Annotated in this window: 19 protein-coding genes; 16 read left to right on the top strand and 3 right to left on the bottom strand. The window is 69.9% G+C overall.

All coding sequences use genetic code 11. The features are described from left to right. Positions 1 to 68: 68 nt before the first annotated feature. From CNR27_RS10935 to CNR27_RS10905, 7 genes are all read left to right on the top strand, one after another. Positions 69 to 2,450, top strand: coding sequence for a phosphoketolase family protein (locus CNR27_RS10935; protein ID WP_096298718.1), 2,382 nt, complete (start codon positions 69 to 71; stop codon positions 2,448 to 2,450). 357 nt (positions 2,451 to 2,807) lie between these two features. After that, positions 2,808 to 3,269, top strand: coding sequence for a DMT family transporter (locus CNR27_RS10930; protein WP_096298717.1), 462 nt, complete (start codon positions 2,808 to 2,810; stop codon positions 3,267 to 3,269). A 5-nt stretch (positions 3,270 to 3,274) separates the two neighbouring features. Beyond that, positions 3,275 to 3,901, top strand: coding sequence for an HD domain-containing protein (locus CNR27_RS10925; protein WP_096300581.1), 627 nt, complete (start codon positions 3,275 to 3,277; stop codon positions 3,899 to 3,901). 41 nt (positions 3,902 to 3,942) lie between these two features. Further along, complete coding sequence (locus CNR27_RS10920) at positions 3,943 to 4,308, top strand: DUF6164 family protein (protein ID WP_096298715.1); 366 nt, start codon at positions 3,943 to 3,945, stop codon at positions 4,306 to 4,308. Between the two features lie 460 nt (positions 4,309 to 4,768). Further along, on the top strand, positions 4,769 to 6,328 hold the full coding sequence (locus CNR27_RS10915; protein ID WP_096298713.1) for a leucyl aminopeptidase: 1,560 nt from the start codon (positions 4,769 to 4,771) through the stop codon (positions 6,326 to 6,328). A 54-nt stretch (positions 6,329 to 6,382) separates the two neighbouring features. Further along, on the top strand, positions 6,383 to 7,132 hold the full coding sequence (locus CNR27_RS10910) for a sulfurtransferase (RefSeq protein WP_096298711.1): 750 nt from the start codon (positions 6,383 to 6,385) through the stop codon (positions 7,130 to 7,132). Then, positions 7,129 to 7,350, top strand: a complete 222-nt coding sequence (locus tag CNR27_RS10905) for a hypothetical protein (protein WP_096298709.1) — start codon at positions 7,129 to 7,131, stop codon at positions 7,348 to 7,350. The genes CNR27_RS10910 and CNR27_RS10905 overlap by 4 nt, the downstream gene beginning before the upstream one ends. Positions 7,351 to 7,876: 526 nt before the next feature. Here CNR27_RS10905 and CNR27_RS10900 read toward each other — a convergent pair. Further along, positions 7,877 to 9,730, bottom strand: coding sequence for a DEAD/DEAH box helicase (locus tag CNR27_RS10900; RefSeq protein WP_096298707.1), 1,854 nt, complete (start codon positions 9,728 to 9,730; stop codon positions 7,877 to 7,879). Positions 9,731 to 9,933: 203 nt separating this feature from the next. Between CNR27_RS10900 and CNR27_RS10895 the strand changes: the two genes are divergently transcribed. The 8 genes from CNR27_RS10895 (at position 9,934) to CNR27_RS10860 (ending at position 19,063) form a co-directional block, all read left to right on the top strand. After that, positions 9,934 to 10,608: a glutathione S-transferase gene (locus CNR27_RS10895; protein WP_096298705.1), complete on the top strand. Its 675-nt coding sequence runs from the start codon at positions 9,934 to 9,936 to the stop codon at positions 10,606 to 10,608. Between the two features lie 20 nt (positions 10,609 to 10,628). Beyond that, positions 10,629 to 12,191, top strand: coding sequence for a protein adenylyltransferase SelO (locus tag CNR27_RS10890; protein ID WP_096300579.1), 1,563 nt, complete (start codon positions 10,629 to 10,631; stop codon positions 12,189 to 12,191). Between the two features lie 378 nt (positions 12,192 to 12,569). Next, positions 12,570 to 14,441: an ATP-binding cassette domain-containing protein gene (locus tag CNR27_RS10885; protein ID WP_096298703.1), complete on the top strand. Its 1,872-nt coding sequence runs from the start codon at positions 12,570 to 12,572 to the stop codon at positions 14,439 to 14,441. Between the two features lie 53 nt (positions 14,442 to 14,494). Continuing rightward, the gene (locus tag CNR27_RS10880) at positions 14,495 to 15,844 is read left to right on the top strand and encodes an aminodeoxychorismate synthase component I (RefSeq protein WP_245815609.1); all 1,350 of its coding nucleotides are present in this window, start codon (positions 14,495 to 14,497) and stop codon (positions 15,842 to 15,844) included. 108 nt (positions 15,845 to 15,952) lie between these two features. Then, complete coding sequence (mltG, locus tag CNR27_RS10875) at positions 15,953 to 17,113, top strand: endolytic transglycosylase MltG (RefSeq protein WP_096298701.1); 1,161 nt, start codon at positions 15,953 to 15,955, stop codon at positions 17,111 to 17,113. Continuing rightward, a complete protein-coding gene (gene tmk, locus CNR27_RS10870; protein ID WP_096298699.1) occupies positions 17,110 to 17,751 on the top strand; it encodes a dTMP kinase in 642 nt (213 codons plus the stop codon). The genes mltG and tmk overlap by 4 nt, the downstream gene beginning before the upstream one ends. After that, positions 17,748 to 18,680 carry a DNA polymerase III subunit delta' gene (locus tag CNR27_RS10865; RefSeq protein WP_096298697.1) on the top strand — a complete coding sequence of 311 codons (933 nt, stop codon included), beginning with the start codon at positions 17,748 to 17,750 and terminating at the stop codon, positions 18,678 to 18,680. Before tmk ends, CNR27_RS10865 begins: the two co-directional genes overlap by 4 nt. 23 nt (positions 18,681 to 18,703) lie before the next feature. Beyond that, positions 18,704 to 19,063, top strand: a complete 360-nt coding sequence (locus tag CNR27_RS10860; protein WP_096300575.1) for a PilZ domain-containing protein — start codon at positions 18,704 to 18,706, stop codon at positions 19,061 to 19,063. Between the two features lie 48 nt (positions 19,064 to 19,111). On the opposite strand, the gene CNR27_RS10855 is transcribed toward CNR27_RS10860, so the two are convergent. Further along, the gene (locus CNR27_RS10855) at positions 19,112 to 19,309 is read right to left on the bottom strand and encodes a hypothetical protein (protein WP_096298696.1); all 198 of its coding nucleotides are present in this window, start codon (positions 19,307 to 19,309) and stop codon (positions 19,112 to 19,114) included. Between the two features lie 48 nt (positions 19,310 to 19,357). On the opposite strand from CNR27_RS10855, the gene CNR27_RS10850 reads away from it, so the two are divergent. Continuing rightward, positions 19,358 to 20,035, top strand: a complete 678-nt coding sequence (locus CNR27_RS10850; protein ID WP_179948170.1) for a TetR/AcrR family transcriptional regulator — start codon at positions 19,358 to 19,360, stop codon at positions 20,033 to 20,035. Positions 20,036 to 20,171: 136 nt separating this feature from the next. Here the strand turns inward: CNR27_RS10850 and CNR27_RS10845 are convergent, their stop codons facing one another. After that, entirely contained in the window at positions 20,172 to 22,253 is a 2,082-nt protein-coding gene (locus CNR27_RS10845; protein WP_096298692.1) for a 3-hydroxyacyl-CoA dehydrogenase NAD-binding domain-containing protein, read from the bottom strand. Positions 22,254 to 22,331 lie beyond the last annotated feature (78 nt).

Genomic DNA, 22,331 nt, shown 5'->3' with positions numbered 1-22,331 from the left:
GATCGGGACAGCCCGCGGCCGGTTCGCAAACCGCAATTCGGATCGAACGTTCCCCTGGAGGATTCCCGATGGTCTCGAACGCCCCCCTGCAACCGAGCTGGCACGACGGCCACGGCCCCATCGTGCATCGCCCCGAGACCATCGAACGCGTCGAACGGCTGCTGATACGGCTGCATGCCGCAGGCCGCATCGAGGACCTCGCCTCGGCCCGGGCGTTGTTGGCGGCGGCGGACCGGGTGGCCTGCGTGGCGATGAACGTCGTTGCGCACATGACGTATGCACGTCGGATCGACCTGTCCGGCGCACCGCTCGAGGCGATCGACTTCAAGCCGGTGCCCGAAGGCCACACCGGCGGTGCGTTGAACATGGTGCCGGCGTTCGTCGGTTACCTGCTGGCGAATGCGTTGACCTCGACCACGCGCGGGTGGCTGATGGGGCAGGGCCACTGCGTCGCCGCGATCGAGGCGGTGAATGCCCTCACCGGCGACGTTTCGGCGACGCAACGTGGGCGCTACGACCGCAGCGAGGCGGGGCTGGCCAGGCTGATCTGCGACTTCTACTCCTACGCCATCGGCGCCGACGGCCGGTCCGCGGTGCCCGTGGGCAGTCACGCCGGCCCCAATACGGCGGGCGCGGTATCGGAAGGGGGCTACCTGGGCTTCGCCGCACTGCAGTACGTGCACATGCCGCTGCCGGGCGAACGGCTGGTGGCCTTCCTCAGCGATGGTGCGTTCGAAGAGCAGCGTGGCTCGGACTGGGCGCCGCGATGGTGGCGTGCCGAGGACTGCGGGATGGCCGTGCCGGTGATGATCCTCAACGGCCGGCGCATCGAGCAGCGCACCCAGATCGTGCAGGAGGGCGGCGCGACCTGGCTGTCGGAGGACCTGCGTCATAACGATTTCGCGCCGGTCATCGTCGATGGACATGATCCGGCGGCCATCGCCTGCGCGATCATCGAGGCCGAGGCCGCGCTGCAGGCATTCGCCGAGCAGCCCGAGCGTCGCTATCCGGCCCCGCTGCCCTATGTCATAGCCGAGACCGAAAAGGGCTTCGGATTCCCTGGTGCGGGCACCAATGCCGCGCACAACCTGCCGCTGTCCAGCAATCCGCACGCGGATGCGCACGCACGCGCGGCATTCAATGCAGGCGCGCAGGCGCTGCATGTCGCGCCCGCCGAGCTGGACGCGGCACTCGACACCCTGTCCGTGCATCGGCGCCAGCATCGGCCACCCGAAAGTGCCCATGCCATGGCGCATCGTCGACCGCCGGCGCCGCTGCTGCCCGAGCCGCAATGGGAGACGCCGCGCGCCATCGGGAGTGCGATGGTCTCGATCGATCACTGGTTCGTGGCGCTCGTGGAGGCCAACCCGGGCCTGCGCGTACGCGTGGGCAACCCGGACGAACTGGCCAGCAACAAGATGGGCGGCACACTTGCGCGGCTCAAGCACCGGGTCAACGTCCCGGAGCCGGGGGTGGCGGAGTCGTTGCATGGGGCAGTGATCACCGCGCTCAACGAGGAAGCGGTCGCCGCGGCCGCGCTCGGCAACAAGGGCGGGCTGAACCTCATCGTCAGCTACGAGGCGTTCGCGATGAAGATGCTGGGCCTGCTGCGCCAGGAGGTGGTGTTCGCGCGGCGCCAGCGCGAGCTGGGGCAGTCGCCGGGCTGGATATCGGTGCCGCTCGTGGTCACGTCGCATACCTGGGAGAACTCCAAGAACGAGCAATCCCACCAGGACCCCACGATCGGCGAGGCACTGCTGGGCGAGATGTCGGACACCGCGCGGGTGCTGTTTCCGGTCGACGGCAATACCGCCACCGCGGGCCTGCGCGCGATCTACGGCGGCCGCGGCGAGGTGGCGTGCGTGGTGGTGTCCAAGCGCGACGTGGTCCAGCACTTCGCCGCAGATGCGGCGCAGATGGCCGTCGCACGCGGCGCGGCAGTCGCCATCGGCAGCCCGCTCAATGCCGAGGTGCAACTGGTCGCGATCGGCGCCTACCAGCTGGACGAAGCGATGAAGGCCCATGCGCATCTGGCCGCGCACGGTCGCCGTGCCTGCGTGACCGTGGTGCTGGAACCGGGCCGGCTGCGCGCGCCGCGCGATGCGATCGAGGCCGGGTTCGTGCTCGACGACGCCGCGCTGCAGGCGCTGTTTCCGCCGGGGCTGCCGCGCGTGCTGATGAGCCACACCCGGCCCGAACCCATGCTCGGCGTGCTGCGCCGTATCGACGAGGGGCCGGCCAGGATGACCGCGCTGGGCTACATCAGCCGCGGTGGCACGCTCGATGTGCCTGGCATGCTTTTCGCCAACCGCTGCACCTGGGCGCACGCGGTGGATGCGGCGGCGTCGCTGGCCGGCTGGTCGCGCGAGTCGGTACTCGGCGAGGCCGCGTTGCGGGCCATCGACGGCGTCGGCAACCCCGCCGACCTGCGTGAACCCGACGCTGGCTGAGCGAAAACCACCGCCGCGCGAGCATGGATTTCGCTGCCGCTGCCGCTGCCGCTGCCGCTGCCGCTGGCGTCGGCCACGGCGCGGCGCACGTCATTGGCTGGGCTCGTGCGACCGCGGCCGAGATCCGCCTGAGATCGGATCGCCGCGGGGCATCCGTGTCAGCTGGAACATGCAGTGGACGCTGAGCCGGGTAGGCGAGCGCACCGCGTGGTGCAGGGCGGTATCGAGGTCACAGGCGCTGTTGATATGGCGGCGCCGGACGCTTGAAGGCCGCCCAGCGTGCAGCTCCAGACTGGCGGCGAGTGCGTTTTCGCCCGGCGTTAGACTTGGCTTCTTCTTGTCTGGCGGGAGACCGCGATGAACCTCTGGCTGCTGGGCAGCGCGGCACTGGCTGCCATCGTCGGCATGGTGCTGCCGCTGCAGGCGCTGCTCAATGCGAGGCTCGGCGCCCTCACTGCAGGCCCACTGTTCGCGTCCTTCGTGTCGTTCGCGGTGGGCACGCTGGCACTGGCGATGGTCCTGGTGGTGGCGCGCACGCCCTGGCCGTCGTGCCGCGAGCTGGCGGCATTGCCGCCCGGGCTGTGGCTTGGCGGAATCATCGGCGCGGTCTTCGTGTTCTGCGGCACCCTCCTCGTGCCGCGCCTGGGCGCGGCTTCGCTGATCTGCCTGATCGTGTTCGGCCAGGTCGTAGGCTCGCTCGTGGTCGACCACCTCGGCGTGCTGTCGACGCCGCGGCCCGTCGATGCGGTGCGCCTCGCAGGCGCGGCGCTGGTCTGCGTTGGTGCCCTGCTCGTGGTGCGTCCGTGGGGCACGGCGTGAGTGCACTGGTCCCGGCGCGCTCGCCGCTCGTACTGCCCGAGCCCCTGGATGCGGCATTGGTCGACGCCTATGGGAATCCGCCGCGTGCCTACCATTCGCTCGATCACATCGAAGCGCTGCTGCGTCTCTACGACGAGGTGGCCGAGGGCCCCGGCTGGGCGCAGCCGCGCGAGGTCTATCTGGCGATGCTGTTCCACGACGCCATCTACGACGCGCGCCGGGATGACAACGAGGCGCGCTCGGCGGCGATGGCCGCCGCGGAGATCGCGCGCTGGCTGCCGGATGCGGGGATCGACATTCCACGCGTGGCCGAGCTCATCGAGCTGACGGCGCGGCATGGCCAGCTCGTCGCCGATGATTTTCCCCGCGATCCCCGCGGCGACGACACCCGCCGGTTCCTCGATTGCGACATGGCCATTCTTGGCGCGTCGCCCGCGGCGTTCGATGCCTACGACCGCGGCATCGCCGCCGAATACCGGCATGTGCCGCGCTGGACGTATGCGCTGGGCCGTCGCCGCTTCCTCAAGGGCCTGCTGGCCCGCGAACGGATCTTCCTCGACGACGGGTTCCATGCGCGTTTCGACGCCCAGGCCCGCCACAACCTGCGACGCGCGGTGACCACCAAGCGTTGAACACAGGGCTGGGCCGCGCGGCCCCGCGTTATCATCGCCACATGGCCAAGCTGCTGCTCAATCTGCGTTACGTTCCCGAGGATGAAGCCGCCGACGTGCGCGACTTCCTCGATGCCGCCGGCATGGAGTGGTACCAGACCAGACCCAGCCCGTTCGGCATCTCGCATGGCGGCATCTGGCTGCGCAACAACGAGGATTTCGCCGAGGCCAAGCGCCTGATGGCGGACTACCAGCGCGGTCGCCAGGCGCGGGCACGCGAAGCGCGCGAACGTGCCGAGCGTGAGGGCACCACGGAGACGTTTGCCGATATCGCGCGCGCCGATCCGGTGCGCCTGGTCATGATCGTGCTGGCGATCATCTTCCTGATCGGGCTGATGGCGGTTCCCGGTTACATGCTCTCGCGCTGAGACGCCCTGGCGGTCCGCGTTGCGTCTGCTGCGCAGATCCGCGGTCTCGCAGCCGCGCTTATCGATCGCGCGCGCCGGTCCTTGATGACCGCGACCAATCCGCGACAGCCCGGACGAAGCCGGCGCTCTGCGTTCCGATCTCAGCCGCCCGCTCGCGGACACCTGAGTAAACGGGGATGGGCGATGCCCGGGAGCTGGCTCTGCTGCTGCGTTCGCGCCCGAAGGGCAGCTACCTCGCGCCGCGCACGCCGCGCACGAGCGGCGGCCAGTTTCGCGCAGCCGTGGACGGAACGCGCCTCGCCGCGAGTCACCGATGTCTGCGCCCGCCGGGGAGGCGCAGCGAATGGTTGACCTTCCACCGCCATGACCTCCGGCAGGCCCGCGCGCGCGCAGGCGTTGTTATGGTCGCGGGTTGCCAGTGCCCGCCCCGGGGCACGTCCCGCCGTTGTCTGGAGTTGCCATGCGTTCGTTCCGCCCGCTCAAGCCCCTGCTGCTCGCCAGCCTGATCGCCACCTTTTCCCTGCCAGCCGCTGCGCAGCGTGACGTCCGCTTCGATGCGCATGGCGCACCGGCCACCGGCACCCTCGTGCTGGCGGTGGAGGAAGTGGCCGAGGGCGCGTCTCGCGCGGGTACATTCGCCCGGCTCGATGCCGCCAGCAACGGCGCACTGACCCGCGCGGCGGCGTCGGCAGGCTTCAGCGGAAAGCTTGGCAGCCGGCTCGAGCTGCCCGGCATGGCCGGGTACGACCACATACTCCTGGTGGGTGCCGGCAGCGGCCCCGCCGATGCACAACGCATCGAACAGGTGGGCGGCCATGTCGGGCGTTTTGCGGCGCGCAGCCGCGCGCCCCAGGTCGACGTGGTCTGGGACGGAAATGAGCCCGGCGCCGCGGCGCAGCTGGCTTTCGGCGCCACGCTGGGTCAGTACCGCTTCGATACCTACCGCAAGCAGCGCGAGGATTCGCCGGCGGGGCAGGGCAGCCTGGTCGTGCGCAGCCCGGAAGGCGCCGCGGCGGCACGCAGCTGGGATGGCGACTGGCAGGCGGTCGCCGAAGGCGTCGCGTTCGCGCGCGACCTGGTGACCGAGCCGGCGAACGCGCTGTATCCGGAGGAATTCGTCGCGCGTACGCGCGCTGCGTTCGCGGGCAAGCCGAACGTCAGCATCGAAGTGCTGGACGTGCCCGCGATGGAGCGCCTGGGGATGGGCAGCCTCTTGGCCGTCGGCCAGGGCAGTGTGCGGCCGCCGCGCCTGATGCTCGTCCGCTACAACGGTGGCGCGCGCGGCGAGGCGCCGGTGGCCTTCGTCGGCAAGGGCATCACCTTCGATTCGGGCGGCCTTTCGATCAAGGGCAGCGAGAACATGTGGCGGATGAAGTACGACATGGCCGGCGCGGCGAGCGCCACGGGCGCCGTGCTCGCGCTTGCCGGCCGTGGCGCGCGGGTCAACGCGGTCGCGGTCGCGGCGCTGGCCGAGAACATGCCGTCGTCTACCGCCTCGCGCCCGGGCGACGTGGTGCGCACCGCCTCCGGCCGCACCTACGAGATCATGAGCACCGACGCCGAGGGCCGCATGGTCCTCGTCGATGCACTCTGGTACGTGCAGCGCCAGGACAACCCGACCGTGATCGTCGACATCGCCACGCTGACCGGCGCTATCGTCACCGCACTGGGCAACGACTATGCCGGCCTCTTCACCCGCGACGACGCGCTGGCCACGCAGCTGCAGCGCGCAGGCGAGGCGGCCGGTGAGCCGGTGTGGCGCATGCCGATGCATCCGGGCTACGGCAAGATGCTGGAGTCGCCGATCGCGGATCTGCGCAATGGCGGCGGGCGTCCGGGCTCGGGCACCGCGGCGCACTTCATCGGCGAGTGGGTCGATGCCGGCCGTGCCTGGGCACACCTGGACATCGCCGGCATGGCCTGGCGCGACGGCAGCGAGGTATCGACGGTTCCGATGGGGGCTTCGGGTTACGGCGTGCGCCTCTTCGACCGTTTCGTCCGCGACAACCACGAGCGCTGACGACCGCTGCGGGGTCGCGGATCGCTGCGGCGATCCCGACCTTACAATGGCGCCATGATCCAGAACCTCGCCGCCTATCACTTCGTCGCGATCGACGATCCCGACAACGTCGCCGCGTGGCTGCACGGTCTCGCCGTGGAAGGCGGCCTGCTGGGGACCGTGCTCGTCGCGCCGGAAGGCGTGAACCTGTTCCTGGCCGGAGCGCCGGAGGCGATCGACGCGTTGCTCGCCGCGCTGCGCGCCGATGTCCGCTTCGCGACGCTGCAGGCCAAGCTCAGCGGTAGTGCGGTGCAGCCCTTCGGCCGCCTGAAGGTCAAGGTCAAACCCGAGATCATCAGCTTCCGCAAGCCTGAAGCCATGCCGCTCACCGCGCCCGCGCGGGCGCCCGAGGTCGCGCCTGCGGTGCTGGCACGCTGGATCGCCCAGGGCCACGACGATGCCGGCCGGCGACTCGTGCTGCTCGATACGCGCAATCGCGAGGAATTCGCTCATGGCACGTTCGAGGGCGCGCTGACCCTGCCGATCGACAATTTCACCGAGCTGCCCGACGCGCTGGCGCCGCACCGCGAGGCACTGCGCGACGCGACCGTGGTCAGCTTCTGCACGGGTGGCATCCGCTGCGAGAAGGCGGCGCTGTGGATGCGCGCCGACGGCATGGACAACGTGCTCCAGCTCGATGGCGGCATCCTGGGCTATTTCGAGCAGGTGGGTGGTTTCGGCTACGACGGCCGCTGTTTCGTGTTCGACGCGCGCGTGGCACTCGATCCCCAGTTGCGTCCGCTGCAGGATGGCGTCGCCGCATGAGCTGGCTCGGCTTCGTGCTGGTGATCCTCGGCATCTGGCTGGCCTTCAAGGTGGCCGGCGTGGTGCTGCGCCTGATCGTGACGGTGCTGATCGTCATCGCGGCCTACTGGTGGCTGGCCCCGTATTTCGGCTGGCCGACCCTGGGCGAGCTGTTCCATGTGCTGGGGCCCGATGTGCGGGTGCCCGACATCGCGCTGCCGGAACTCGGCCTGCCCTGATCCCGGCGGCCAGGCGCACACGGCGACGCCGCGGGAAATGGTCCGGCCACGCGTGCATTGCCGTGAAGCGGCTCTGCCGCAGTCGTCGGAGCTGCACGGGCAGGACGCTGATCGCAGGACATTCCCGCTGCGGGCATGAGGGCCAGTCGAGGGCGCTCCCACATGCACCGGGCTGCCGGGCATGATCGGCCCCGGCAACGCGCGGTCGCGCGCCGGGCTGGCGTTCAAGTGAGGTAGCAGGTGAGGCGGCCGCGCAGGTTGCCTGATCGCGTGTCGCGTCGATTCGCTGGCGTGCAGGACGCCGAAGGTGCAGCTCTTGAAGCTGCGCCGCTGCCGATGCATCCGGGTCGCGGCATGCGCCGCGACGGTGGATGCGACTCGACTGTGCCGGAGACCGCGCTACGGGTCCTCGGACGCATATGCTGCGGCCGGCCCGCGCCCTGCCGCAGCGACCGGCAGGGCATCCGCCCCGCCGGATTCGAAGATTCGCTTATCGCTTACCGCTTACCGCTTACCGCTTACTCGCTCAGCGCGGGTCGCGACGCGGCGGTCCCTTGCGCGGGCCACCCGGCTTGAAGCCCCCCGGCCTGTTCCCCGGCGGCTTGGCGCCGAACGGGCGCTTGGCACGCGGCGGCGCGGCGGTCATGTCGGCGTCTTCGGCACGGCGGATGCGGATCGGCTGGCCGCCGACGCGGACCTTCTTCAGGTGCTCGAGCAGCTCCTTGGGCATGCCTTCGGGCAGGTCGACCAGGCTGTAGTCGTCGCGGATGTCGATGCGGCCGATGAACTTGCTCTCCAGGTCGGCTTCGTTGGCGATCGCGCCGACGATGTTGCCCGGCTGCACGCCGTGCACGTAGCCGACCTCGATGCGGAAGGTTTCCATGCCGACGTCCGGGTCGCGCGGGCCGGTGTCCGGACGCGGTGCGCGCGGTTCGCGGGGCTCACGCGGCTCACGCGGCTCGCGCGCCGAACGCGACGCTTCGCGGCCACCCGGACGTTCGACGTACTCGCGCTCGAATGCCGGCTTTTCCGGCTTGCGCGGCGGCTCGAGCAGCAGGGGCGTGCTGCCCTGGACCACCTTGGCCAGTGCGGCCGCGATCTCGGCCGCGGGCACGTTGTGTTCGCGCTCGTAGCGTTCGATCAAGTCGCGGAAGATGCCCAGGTCGCTGCTTTCCAGCGCGGTCGTGATCTTCTCGAGGAACTTGGCGACGCGCGCTTCATTGACCGTCTCGACGCTGGGCAGCTGCATCTGCTCGATCTTCTGCCGCGTGGCGCGCTCGATGGCGCCGAGCATGCCGCGTTCGCGCGGGGCGACGAACAGGATGGCCTCGCCACTGCGACCCGCGCGGCCGGTGCGGCCGATGCGGTGCACGTAGCTCTCGGTGTCGTATGGAATGTCGTAATTGAGCACGTGGCTGATGCGGTCGACGTCCAGGCCGCGGGCGGCCACGTCGGTCGCCACCAGCACGTCGAGACGGCCGTCCTTGAGGTTCTGGATCGCACGCTCGCGCTGCTTCTGGTCCAGGTCGCCATTGATTGCCGCAGCCGACAGCCCGCGCGCCGCCAGCTTCTGTGCCAGTTCCTCGGTCCCCAGCTTGGTGCGGGCGAAGATGATCATCGCGTCGAAGGGCTCCGCCTCGAGGATCCGCGTCAGGGCGTCGAGCTTGTTGACGCCGCTGACCATCCAGTAGCGCTGGCGGATGTTGGCCGCGGTCGTCGTCGTCGACTTGATCGCGATCTCGACCGGATCCTTGAGGTAGGTCTGGGCGATGCGGCGGATCTGCTGCGGCATCGTCGCCGAGAACAGCGCGACCTGGCGCGATTCGGGCGTCTTCTTCAGCACGGCCTCGACGTCGTCGATGAAGCCCATGCGCAGCATCTCGTCGGCTTCGTCGAGCACCAGCGCGCGCAGTTCGGACAGGTCCAGCGAGCCGCGCTCGAGATGGTCGATCACGCGTCCCGGCGTGCCGACGATCACCTGCACGCCGCGCTTGAGCGCGCTGAGCTGCTGGGCATAGCCCTGGCCGCCGTAGATCGGCAGCACCTGGAAGCCGGGCATGAACGCCGCGTACTTGTGGAAGGCCTCGGCCACCTGGATCGCAAGTTCGCGGGTCGGCGCCAGCACCAGCGCCTGGGGCTTGCGCTGCGCGGGATCGATGCGGGCCAGGACCGGCAACGCGAACGCGGCGGTCTTGCCGGTGCCGGTCTGGGCCTGGCCCAGCACGTCGCGGCCGGCCAGCAGCGGCGGGATCGTCGCGGCCTGGATCGGGGAGGGTGATTCGTAGCCGACCGCGGCAAGCGCGCGCAGCAGCGGCTCAGGCAGGTTGAGGTCGGTGAACTTGGGGGATTCGTCGGGCGTGATGGGCGACTCGGCGCTCATAGTGCGGTCTCTCATAGCGCCGGCGCAGGGCCGGGCGGGGAACCGCATAGTCTAAACCGGACGGGTTGGCGAAGGATTCGATCACGGCGCCGTCACGCGACCGCGATGGCTGCCGTTCACGTCCCTGTGGGCGAAGCGGCGCGACCCTTCGGTTCGTGCGGCCGCGTCCCCATGTGCAAAAGGTCGCTCCGGAAACCCCCCTCATGATCCGCGTCCACCATCTGGAAAACTCGCGTTCGCAGCGTGTGCTGTGGTTGCTCGAAGAGCTTGGCCAGCCCTACCAGGTCGTCCGCTACGCGCGTGACCCGAAGACGATGCTTGCGCCCCGGGAGCTGCGCGACGTGCATCCGCTCGGCAAGGCGCCGATCGTCGAGCTGGAAGGGCGCCGCCTGGTCGAATCCGGCGCGATCATCGAGGCCCTGATCGAGCGCTTCGATACGGAACACGCGATTTCGCCGGGCCCGGAGGACGAAGACGAACGTCTGCGCTACCGGCAGTGGCTGCATTGCGCGGAAGGCTCGGCGATGCCGCCGCTGCTGCTGTGGCTGGTGTTTTCCCGCCTGCGCAGCGCGTCGATGCCGTTCTTCGTGAAGCCGGTTGCCCGCGGCATCGCCGACAAGGTCACGCAGACCTTCATCGCCCCGCAACTGCAGACCCACCTCCAGTACATCGATCGCGAGCTCGGCGCCTACCAGTGGTTCGCGAGCGACCGCTTCACCGCGGCCGACATCCAGATGAGCTTTCCCCTGGAAGCGGCCGTCGCACGCGCTCCGGACCTGGTCGGTCCGAACATCCGCCGGTTCGTCGAGCGGATCCACGCACGCCCCGCATACCTGCGCGCGGTCGAGGCCGGCGGGCCGTTCGAGCTGGGCCGGTGAGCGGCCCGGCATCCGCTGCGCTGGCCCACGGGCTGCGCTTCGACAACCGCTTCGTGCACGCGCTGCCCGGCGATACGGAATCCGGCAGCCGGCGCCGGCAGGTGGAGGGCGCGGCGTGGTCGCCGGTGCTGCCCACGCCGGTCGCGCGCCCGCGCCTGCTCGCGCACTCGGCGGAAATGACGCGCGCGCTCGGCTTCGACGCCGAGACGGTCGCCTCACCCATGTTCGCCGAGGTCTTCGGCGGCAATGCGCTGGCCCCGGGCATGATGCCGTTCGCGTCCAACTACGGCGGCCACCAGTTCGGGCACTGGGCGGGTCAGCTTGGCGATGGTCGCGCGATCACGCTCGGAGAAGGCGTGGCGGACGACGGGCGGCGCTGGGAGCTGCAGCTTAAGGGTGCCGGTCCGACGCCGTACTCGCGCAGGGCCGACGGACGCGCGGTGCTGCGCTCGTCGGTGCGCGAGTTCCTGTGCAGCGAGGCCATGCACCATCTCGGCATTCCGACCACGCGTGCGCTGTCGCTGGTGGCAACCGGCGATGCGGTCGTGCGCGACATGTTCTACGACGGCAATGCCGCGCCCGAGCCCGGCGCGATCGTGTGCCGGGTCGCGCCCTCGTTCATCCGCTTCGGCCATTTCGAGCTGCCGGCCTCGCGCGGCGACATCGATCTGCTGCGCGCGCTCGCGGACTTCACGATCGCGCGCGATTTCCCCCATCTCGAAGGTGACGGCGAGGCGCTGTACGGCGCGTGGTTTACCGAAGTCTGCACGCGGACCGCGGAGATGATTGCCGGCTGGATGCGGGTGGGCTTCGTCCACGGCGTCATGAACACCGACAACATGTCGATTCTCGGGCTCACCATCGATTACGGCCCCTACGGCTGGGTGGACAACTACGATCCCGACTGGACTCCCAATACCACCGATGCGCAGGGTCGCCGCTACCGCTTCGGCTGGCAGCCACGGGTCGCGCATTGGAACCTGGGGCGGCTTGCGCAGGCGTTGTCGCCGCTGTTCGACGACGTCGCGCCCCTACAGGCCGGACTGGATGCCTATGCCGAGACCTACGCGCGGCTCGAGCGCGAGACCACCGCCGCCAAACTCGGCCTGCCGGACTTCCGCGACAGCGACGGCGATGCGATGCGTGCGCTGCAGGGGCTGCTGCAGGCGGGCGAAGTCGACATGACCCTGTTCTTCCGTGGGCTCGCCGATCTGGATCCGCAGGCGCCCTCGCTCGATGTCGTCGCCGACGCGTTCTACGACGAGGCTGCGCGCGACGAAGTCCGCACGCGGCTGGAGGCGTGGCTGCAGCAGTACGCGGCGCGGCTGCGCGAGACCGGCGAGCCGGCCGCCGACAGGCGCGCGCGGATGCACGCCGCCAATCCGAAGTTCGTGCTGCGCAACTATCTTGCCCAACAGGCGATCGACCGGGCGGAGGCCGGCGACCCCGACGCCATCGCGGAACTGCTCGATGTCATGCGCCGCCCCTACGACGAGCAGCCGGGTCGTGAGGCGTTTGCCGCCAGGCGTCCGGACTGGGCGCGCACGAAGGCCGGCTGTTCGATGCTGTCGTGTAGTTCGTGACAAGTCGCGTTCCGCCGCAGGCGGAACACCGACGCCCCTCTCCCCACGGGAGAGGGGAGGACCATCGGCGGACGCCGATGGTGGGGTGAGGGCAGGCTTTCCCGGAATTCCTCCCACGCCCTCGCGAGCGACGCCCATCGAGGCCCTCCCCTGCATGGCGGGGGAGGCATAGCGGGCGAGGCTTGGGAGGAGGGCCATCGGCCCGCCCCGGGATGTCTGGTGTCAGGGTGTCCCACCGACGACCGCCTTGAGGTTGCTTCGACACGGAGGCTTCGCCCCCGCCAGCCCTCTCCGCAGGCGGGGGAGGGCTTAAAGACGCCGCAAGCGCGGGCGTTCGCCCACGCAGCCGCAGCCGTCCAGACCCGGTAGAATCCTCCGATGCCTTTGATGACCTTGAATGACGTCGACTACAGCGTCGGCGGACCCTTGCTGCTGGACGGTGTGGAATTGGCGATCGAGCGCGGCGAGCGCGTCGCGCTGATCGGCCGCAACGGCGCCGGAAAATCCACTCTGATGCGCCTGATCGACGGCGAGATCCGACCCGACGACGGCGAGATCCGCCGCGAGCAGGGCGTGCGCGTCACCCGCCTCGAGCAGGAAGTGCCCGCCGGCGCGGACGGCAGCGTGTTCGACGTGGTCGCCGGGGGGCTGGGCGAAGCCGGCGCCGCGCTGGCCGAATATCACCGGCTGCTGCATGCCGAGGATTACGACGCGCTGGCCGACGTGCAGGCGCGCATCGAGGCCCTCGACGGCTGGCGCATCGACCAGCGCGTGACCGAGGTGCTCGAGCGCCTGCAGCTCGACGGTGATGCCGAGTTCACCCGCCTCTCGGGCGGCATGAAGCGCCGCGTGCTGCTGGCGCGCGCCGTGGTGTCGGCGCCGGACATCCTGCTGCTCGACGAGCCGACCAACCACCTCGACATCGCCGCGATCGACTGGCTCGAGGGCTTCCTCAAGCAGTGGCCCGGCGCGATCGTGTTCGTGACCCATGACCGGCGCTTCCTGCGTGCGCTGGCGACCCGGATCGTCGAGATCGACCGCGGCAAGGTGACCAGCTGGCCCGGCGACTGGCACAACTACGTGCGCCGGCGCGAGGAGCGGCTCAATGCCGAGGCCCAGGAACAGGCCCGTTTCGACAAGCTGCTGGCCCAGGAGGAGACCTGGATCCGGCAGGGCATCAAGGCCCGTCGCACGCGCGACGAAGGCCGCGTGCGCAGGCTCGAGGCGATGCGCAACGAACGGGCCCAGCGCCGTGATCTGACCGGCAACGTGCGCATGGCCGCCGCGCAGGCCAATGCCTCGGGCAAGAAGGTCATCGAACTGAAGGACGTGTCGTTCGCGTTCGGCGAGCGACGCCTGATCGATGGCTTCTCGACCACGATCTTCCGCGGCGACCGGGTGGGCCTGATCGGCGCCAACGGCACCGGCAAGACCACGCTGCTCAAGCTGCTGCTCGGCGAGCTGCAGCCGCAGTCCGGTGAAGTGAAGGCCGGCACCCAGCTGCAGATCGCCTACTTCGACCAGTATCGCGCCACGCTGCGCGAGGACTGGAACGCGCTGGAGAACGTCGCCGAAGGCCAGGATTTCGTCGAGATCAACGGCACCCGCAAGCACGTGATCGGCTATCTGCAGGATTTCCTGTTCACGCCGGAACGCGCGCGCGCGCCGATCACCCGGCTGTCGGGCGGCGAGCGCAACCGCCTGCTGCTGGCCAAGCTGTTCGCGCAGCCGTCGAACCTGCTGGTGATGGACGAACCCACCAACGATCTCGACGTGGAGACGCTGGAGCTGCTGGAAGAGCTGCTGGCCGAGTATCCCGGCACCCTGCTGCTGGTCAGCCATGACCGCGACTTCCTCGACAACGTGGTGACCTCGACGCTGGTGATGGAAGGCGACGGCCACGTCGGCGAATACATCGGCGGCTACGAGGACTGGCTGCGGCAGCGCCCGCAACCCGGCACCGCGTTGCCGGCCACCACGCTGGCACCGAAGGCCGCCACGACCGCGGCGCCGGCCGACGCAACCGCGACCCGCCGCAAGCTCAGCTACAAGGATCAGCGCGAACTCGAGCAGTTGCCGGGTCGCATCGAGCAACTGGAGGCGGAGATCGCCCGCCTGACCAGCGAGATGCAGGGCGCCACGTTCTACCAGCGCGATGCGGCCGCGATCGCCGCGCATGGTGAACAGCTGCGGACAGCCCAGGAAGCGCTCGACGCCGCATACCAGCGCTGGACCGAACTCGACGCCTGAAGCGGCCGGGCGTCCGCGCACGTCAGCATGACCGCAGCCCACAGGATCCCGCCGTGCTGATCACCCATCCGCTTGCCCCCGGGACCGACCTGCTGGCGCTGCAACGCGCGGCGCCGACGCGACACCCGCTGCTGCTGCAATCGGTGGCCCACGGCACAGCGCATGCGCGCTGGGACCTGCTGCTGGCCACCGACGGCACGCGTCTGCAGCTCGACCCCGACGGGGTGACCCGTGACGCGGCCGGTGCGGCGCTCGATGGCGGCTTTCTGGACGCTCTCGATGCGCACTGGCGGACACTGCGCCAGCCCCGCGAGGAGCCGCGCTGGCCGTTCCGGGGCGGCTGGGCGCTGTATCTGGCCTATGAGCTGGCAGCCCAGGTCGAGCCGGTCCTGACGCTGCCGGACGCAAGTGGCGGGCTGCCGGTCGCGGTCGCCTGGCGCTGCCCCGCGGCGATCCTGCGCGACCATGCCAGTGGCGAGTGCATCGCGGTCGCCGAAGCCGGCGCCGAGACGCTACTGGCGGCACTCGTGGCCGCAGCCGGGCAGCCGGTCCCTGCCGCGCCCGACTGGCAGGCGCCGGTCGCGCTCGACGAGGACGCCCCTGAACGCTTCACGGGCGGGGTGCGGCGCGTGCTCGACTACCTCGCCGCCGGCGACGTCTTCCAGGCCAATCTCTCACGCGGCTGGCGGGCCCGCTTCGCCGGCCCGCTGGACCCCGCGGCGTTGTATGCGCGGCTGCGCGAGCACAATCCGGCGCCCTTTGCCGGCCTGCTGCAGGGGGACGGCTGGGCGGTGGCCAGCGCATCGCCCGAGCGGCTGGTTTCGGTGCGGGGCGATCTGGCCGAGACCAGACCCATCGCCGGCACCCGCGCGCGCTTCGATGGCGACGATGACGCCGCGCGTGTGCAGGAACTGGTCGGCCATCCGAAGGAACGCGCCGAACATGTGATGCTGGTGGATCTGGAGCGCAACGATCTGGGCCGGGTCTGCGTGCCGGGCAGCGTCGAGGTCGATGAACTGATGTGCGTGGAGAGCTATGCCCACGTGCACCACATCGTCAGCAACGTGCGTGGCCGGCTGCGGCCCGGGACCACGCCCGGCCGCACGATCGCCGCGGTGTTCCCCGGTGGCACGATCACCGGTTGTCCCAAGGTCCGCTGCATGCAGATCATCGCCGAGCTCGAAGGGCAGGGACGCGGCGCCTACACCGGCGCGATGGGCTGGCTGAACCGTGATGGCGACCTGGACCTGAACATCCTGATCCGCAGCGCCGAGGTGGAGGGCGATACCGCGCGCTTCCGCACCGGGGCCGGGATCGTCGCCGACTCCGATCCCGATCGCGAACTCGAGGAAACCCGCGCCAAGGCGCGCGGCACCCTGCGCGCACTCGGCCTGTCGGGCTGATCGCAGGGCGACGGGCGCAGGCCGCCCGGTCGCGGCGGTGTCTGTATGGCCGCCGGCCTGCCACGGTATCCTGCCCGCCCGCTTCCACAGTGACGGCCACCGCCGCCCATGACCGATTCCGCAACGCCCCGCGCCCGCCGCCGCATCCTGCCCGTCCTGCTGAGCGGGGTCGTGGTGATCGCGCTGCTCGCCGGCGTCGCCGCGTTCCTGCTGCACGCGCGTTACACCCGCTTTGCCGATGGACCGATGACCGGGCTGGCCGATGCCGGCACCCTGGTGGTCGCGCGCGGCGACTCGTTCCAGCGTGTGCTCGGACGCCTGCGCGAGGCCGGCGCGACCCAGGGGCATGAACTGGAATGGCGCGTGCTCGCACGCGAGCTGGGCGCCGATTCCCGGATCCAGGTCGGCGAGTACCCGCTGGCCCCATCGATGACGCCGCGCGAGCTGCTGATCCGGATGCGCGACGGCAAGGTCATCCATCACCGTTTCACGATCGTCGAAGGCTGGAACATCCGCGAACTGCGCGCAGCGCTGGCCCGTGCGACGCCCCTGGTGCAGACCCTGCAGGACATCGACGATGCCGAGCTGATGGCGGCGCTCGGCAAGCCGGGCGTGCATCCGGAGGGGCGCTTCCTGCCCGAAACCTATCTCTACACCACGGGCGACAGCGACGTGGACCTGCTGCGGCGTGCCAATGCCGCGCTCGAAGCCGCCCTCGACCAGGCCTGGGAGACGCGCGCGCCGGGGCTGAAGCTCGAAGATCGGGAAGCGGCACTGGTGCTGGCCTCGATCATCGAGAAGGAAACCGGCATCGCAGAAGAGCGCCCTGCGATCTCGGGCGTGTTCAACCGCCGCCTCAAGCTTGGCATGCGCCTGCAGACCGATCCCACAGTGATCTATGGCATGGGCACCGCCTACGACGGCAACATCCGCCGCAGCGACCTGCAGACCGACACGCCCTACAACACCTATACCCGCGATGGCCTGCCGCCGACGCCGATCGCCATGGCGGGTGCCGCGGCGATCCAGGCTGCGACGCATCCGGCCGACGGCGACGCGCTGTACTTCGTCGCCGTCGGGGACGGCAGCGGGCGCCATGTGTTTTCGCCGACCTACGCCGCGCACAACGTCGCCGTGCGCGATTACGTGCGCCGCTACCGCGCGCGCTACGGTGGCGGCAACGCGGGCAGCAGCCCTGCCGCAGCGGCCGAGGAAGCGCCGAACGAGGTCGAAGTGGAAGCCGCCATCGGCGCGGACGACAGCGAGTGAGCGCATTGCGTACGTATCCGCGCTTCGTCACCGTCGAAGGCGGCGAAGGGGCGGGCAAGACCACGGTGCTGCACGCCCTGCGCGAGGCGCTGTCGGCGGGCGGCGACGACGTCGTGTGTACCCGCGAGCCCGGCGGCACACCGCTGGCCGAACTGATCCGTGGCCTGCTGCTCGATCCCGGGCACGAGCCGGCGGCGCCGGACACCGAGCTGCTGCTGATGTTCGCAGCGCGCGCCCAGCACGTGCGGATGACCATCCTGCCCGCGCTCGAACGCGGCGCCTGGGTGGTCAGCGACCGCTTCACGGACTCCAGCTATGCCTACCAGGGCGGCGGACGTGGCATCGACCCGGCGCGTATCGCCGCGCTGGAAGCGGCGCATGTCGGGATCGCGCCGGCGATCACGCTGCTGCTCGATCTGGGCGTCGCCCAGGGCCGCGAACGCGCCCGCGGACGCGATGCGTTTCCCGATCGGATCGAGGCGGAGCAGGACGCGTTCTTCGAGCGCGTCCGACGTGCGTTCCTGGCCCGCGCGCAGGCCGAGCCGCAGCGTGTCCACGTGATCGACGCCACGCGCCCCGCAGACGTTGTCGCGGAGGACGCCGTACGCGCGCTCACCGCGGCGCGGGGCAGGGCATGAGCGCGAAAGTCGCCTTCGCGCCCTGGCAGGCACGCATCCACGAGCAGGTGCGCGCGGCGCTCGACAGCGGTCGGCTCGGCCACGCCCTGCTGTTCTGCGGGCCGGCGCGGCTGGGCAAGCGCGCGGTCGCCGATGCGCTGGCCGCGCATGTTCTGGGCCTGGATCGTGAAGTGCGCAGCGCGCAGCTGCTCGCTGCCGGCACCCATCCCGATTTCCATGCGGTCTCGTTCGTGCCGACCAAGGACGGCACCAAGCTGCGGACCGAGATCGTCATCGAGCAGATCCGCGAACTGTCGGCCAAGCTGTCGCTGACGCCGCAGTACGGCAGCGCCCAGGTCGCGATCGTCGATCCCGCGGACGCGGTCAACACCGCCGCATGCAACGCGCTGCTCAAGACCCTCGAGGAACCGCAGCCCGGGCGCCACCTCTGGCTGGTCGCGGCCAATCCGCTGCGTCTGCCCGCGACGATCCGAAGCCGTTGCCAGCGCATCGAGTTCCGCCTGCCGCCACGCGAGGAGGCGCTGGCGTGGCTGCGCGGGCTGGGACATCGCGACGCCGATGCCGTCGAAGCGCTCGACGCTGCCCGCGGACATCCAGGCCTCGCTGCGGACTGGCTGGAGAGCGGTGGCATGGCGCTGCGCCGGGAAGTGGCCAAGGATCTTGCCGGCGTGACCAAGGGCGAGCTTGCCATCGTCGCCACCGCACAGCGCTGGGCCAATGGCGACGATGCCGCGGAACGCGTCGCGCACGCTGCCGATCTCGCGCTCGCCCGTGCATCCGGCTTGACCGATGTCGCGGGAATCGGGAAGCTGGCCGCGTGGTTCGATTCCGCCAATCGCACCCGTGACCTGCTCAGGACCACGGTGCGTGCGGACCTCGCCATTGCCGAGCTGCTGCTCGCATGGCGCGGCGCCATCGCCCGCAACTGACTTCTTCGCTGGAATCGCAAGCCATGAGCGCAACCGCCGCAGGCGCACGTCAGGGCATCCTGTCGCTCGCCGTCAAGGACAAGGCCGCGCTGTACAACGCGTACATGTCCTATCTCAAGCAGGGCGGCATCTTCGTGCCGACCTCCAAGCGCTATTTCCTCGGTGACGAGGTCTTCCTGCTGTTGACCCTGCCCGAGTCCAGCGATCGCCTGCCGGCCGCCGGCAAGGTGGTCTGGGTGACGCCGGTCGGCGCGCAGGGCAACCGCACCGCAGGCGTCGGCGTGCAGTTTGCCGACACCCCGGAAGGCGAGGCGGTCAAGAACCGGATCGAGACGCTGCTCGCCGGGACGCTGCAGTCGGAGAAGCCGACCCACACGATGTGAGTCGGTCGCCACCCGCATCGCGCGGGCCGCGTGTCAGGGGCGATGCGCTCAGCGCGCGTCGTCGCGCATCGCGCGCAAGGCGGGGTGCCGGATTTCCACGAGATGGAACAGGTAGCCGCCGCGCAGACCCACCGTGGCGCAGCAGTTCGTCCTCTCAGCCGTGGGCAGTGACTCGTCGTGCTCTTCCTGGAGCGCCTTCTTGGATCGCGGACGCGCCGGTTGGGAGAGCTTCTTGATCCGGCCCATGGCTGCATAGGCCTCCGGCACCGCAGGCTGCCCTGAGCGATTCGCGCTGTGGCGGACCTGGAAGGGCCTGGATGCGGATCCTCAGGTTCTCCAAACCGGCTGGGAGGTATAAACCGGAACTCCCCGATCGTCGTCACGGTGCGTGTCATGGCTAACCGAAAGCCAGCCAGCAACGCCCGCGGGCGCATTCTCGATGCGGCGCTTGCCGTATCCGATCGGATGGGCGCGGCGCATCTGACGCTCGACGCCGTGGCGGCCGAAGCAGGCGTCAGCAAGGGCGGCGTGCTGTACCACTTCGCCAGCAAGGATCTGCTGCTCAAAGGTGTGGTCGAGCACCACATGGATCAGCAACGCAGCAATCTGGAGACCGCCGAAGCGATGTTTCCATCGGGTCCGGGCGGTTACCTGCAGGCCTTCGTGCATGCCCAGCGTCAGGGCATGGAAGCCAAACTGCACGGACCGAAGGCGACCCAGTCCCTCATCGCCGCGGCGGTCAATGCGCCCGAACTGATGGACTCGCCCCGCCAGCAGGCGCGGGGGCATATCGAACGCCTGCGTGCGCTGGGCCCGGATTTCGTCGACGCGCTCATCTTGACGTTTGCCCTGGACGGCCTGTTCTTCGGCGATACCTTCGAGATGCTCGATCTGACCGCGTCCGAGCGCAAGGCGCTCATCAAAGCACTGGAAACGCGCGCCGCCGCGCTGGCGGCGCGGCATCCCGGCTGAGGGGCGTCCCCACGGCGCGACGCAGCCGCGCGCGGATCGGATCGGATTACCGGTGCGGTGGGCCCGGATTCAGTGGCCCCGAACGACTATCCAGGGTTCAGGGCCCGGCGCGACAGGGCGTCGCGCCATGCGCGTATCAGGCGGTACGCGGCACCGGCTGCAGCGCCGGATTGTCCCAGCCCGGACGCGGTGCGAAGCGATCGCCGTGGCGCGCCTGCAGCGTGCGCAGGCGTTCGACGATGACATCGGCGCCGGTTTCGCGGATGTACTGGATCGGGCCGCCACGGAACGGCGCGAAGCCGGTGCCGAAGATCACACCCGCATCGAGCAGATCGGCGTCGGCGACCACGCCGTCGTGCAGCGCGGCTACGGCTTCGTTGAGCAGCGGCAGGATCAGCCGGTCCTGCAGATCCTCGGGCGCGCGATAGTTCTTCGGCAGCTCGGGCTTCTGCGCCTTGCCGTCGGTCCAGGTGTAGAGGCCCTGGCCGTCCTTTTTGCCGCGCCGGCCCGCTTCGGGTGGCGATGCCAGAGACGCCGGAATCCGCAGGCCCAGGAACGGCGCGAGTTCCTGGCCGACGCCCGACGCCACGTCCAGGCCCACGGTATCGATCAGTTCGATCGGCCCCATCGGCATGCCGAAGTCGACCGCGGCCTTGTCGATTGCCTTGCCGGGAATCCCCTCGGCGTACGCGCTCGCGGCCTCGAGCATGTAGGGGAACAGCAGACGGTTGACCAGGAAGCCGGGGGTGCCGGCGACGGGAACGGGGAGTTTGTCGATCGCCTTGCAGAACGCAGCCAGGCGCTGCGTGGTCGCCTCGTCGACGGCGTCGTGGTGGACGATCTCCACCAGGGGCATCGAGGCGACGGGATTGAAATAGTGCAGGCCGGCAAACCGCCCGGGCCGGGCGATGCCGCTACGCAGTTCGTCGAGCGGGATCGAGGAGGTGTTGGTGGTCAACAGCGCGTCCGCGGGCAGGCGGGGTTCGATATCCGCGTACAGGCTGCGCTTGGCCTCGGCGTTCTCGATGATCGCCTCGATCACCAGGTCCGCGTCCACCACGCCATCACCGGCGAGGTCGGAGCGCAGGCGCGCTGCCACCTCGGGCCGCTTGGCAGCGTCCTTGACCTTCTTTTCGAAGAGCGTTGCGGCACGTGCCTGCGCCTTGTCGATGAACGGCTGCTCGCGATCCTGAAGGGTCACGTCGAAGCCCTTGTAGGCCGACCATGCCGCGATGTCTCCGCCCATGACACCGGCGCCGATGACGTGCACGCGCCGGATCGGAGCCTGGCCGCCCGCAGCCTTGCCGCCGAGCCCCTTGAGCCGCTCCATCAGGAAAAACACGCGGGTGAGGTTGCGCGCCGTCGGCGTGCCGGCCAGCTTGACGACCGATTTGCGTTCGGCCGCCAGCCTCGCGCGGGTATCGCCCGACGCGCGGCGCCAGGTTTCGATCATCGCGTACGGGGCCGGGTAATGCTGCTTCTTCGCCTTGCGCGCGACCTGCTTGACCAGCACCGGAGCCAGCACCTGGCGCACCGGCCAGATGTTCGTCGCCCAGCCCATGAAACGCTGCTTGAAAGGACGCTCGGCACCCTTGAGCGCGAGCGCGATTGCCGCATCTACGAGCAGCGCCTGATCGACCACCTTGTCGACGAGGCCGATGCCGCGCGCGGCTTTCGCCGACAGCGCGCGGCCGGTCAGCATCATGTCGAACGCCGCCGGCGCGCCGACCAGCCGCGGCAGCCGAACGCTGCCGCCCCAGCCCGGATAGATGCCCAGCTTGACCTCGGGCAGGCCGATCCTGGTCGACGGGTCATCGCTGGCGACGCGGTAATCGCAGGCCAGCGCGATTTCGGTACCGCCACCCATGCAGAAGCCGTGGATCGCCGCCACCGTGGGGCAGGGCAGCTCGGCCAGGCGCTGGAAGGCCATCTGTCCGCGACGGATCGAATCGCCGATCGTGCCCTTGGCATCGAACGCCTGGAACTCGCGGATGTCCGCGCCGGCAATGAAGCCCTTGGCCTTGGCCGAGCGGATGACCAGCGCACGCGGCGGATCGAGGGCAAGGCGTTCGAGCAACGCATCGAGTTCGATCAACACGTCCTGCGCGAAAGTGTTGACCGATTCGCCGGCGCGGTCGAATGCGAGGACGAGCACGCCGTCGTCGCGCGATTCGGCTTGCCAGTGACTGAAGCGGAGCCCGTCGAGACCTGCGAACATACGGCACCATTCTTTGGAGTATGGGAATCCGCCTATGATCCCGAGGTTGCTTCGGCGCCGTCAAATCGGCGTTTGAAA

Origin of the sequence: Luteimonas chenhongjianii (assembly GCF_002327105.1) — a bacterium.
GTDB classification, from domain to species: Bacteria; Pseudomonadota; Gammaproteobacteria; order Xanthomonadales; family Xanthomonadaceae; genus Luteimonas; species Luteimonas chenhongjianii.
The sequence above is the reverse complement of the archived record's forward strand: the minus strand, read 5'-3'. Positions and strand labels throughout refer to the sequence as shown.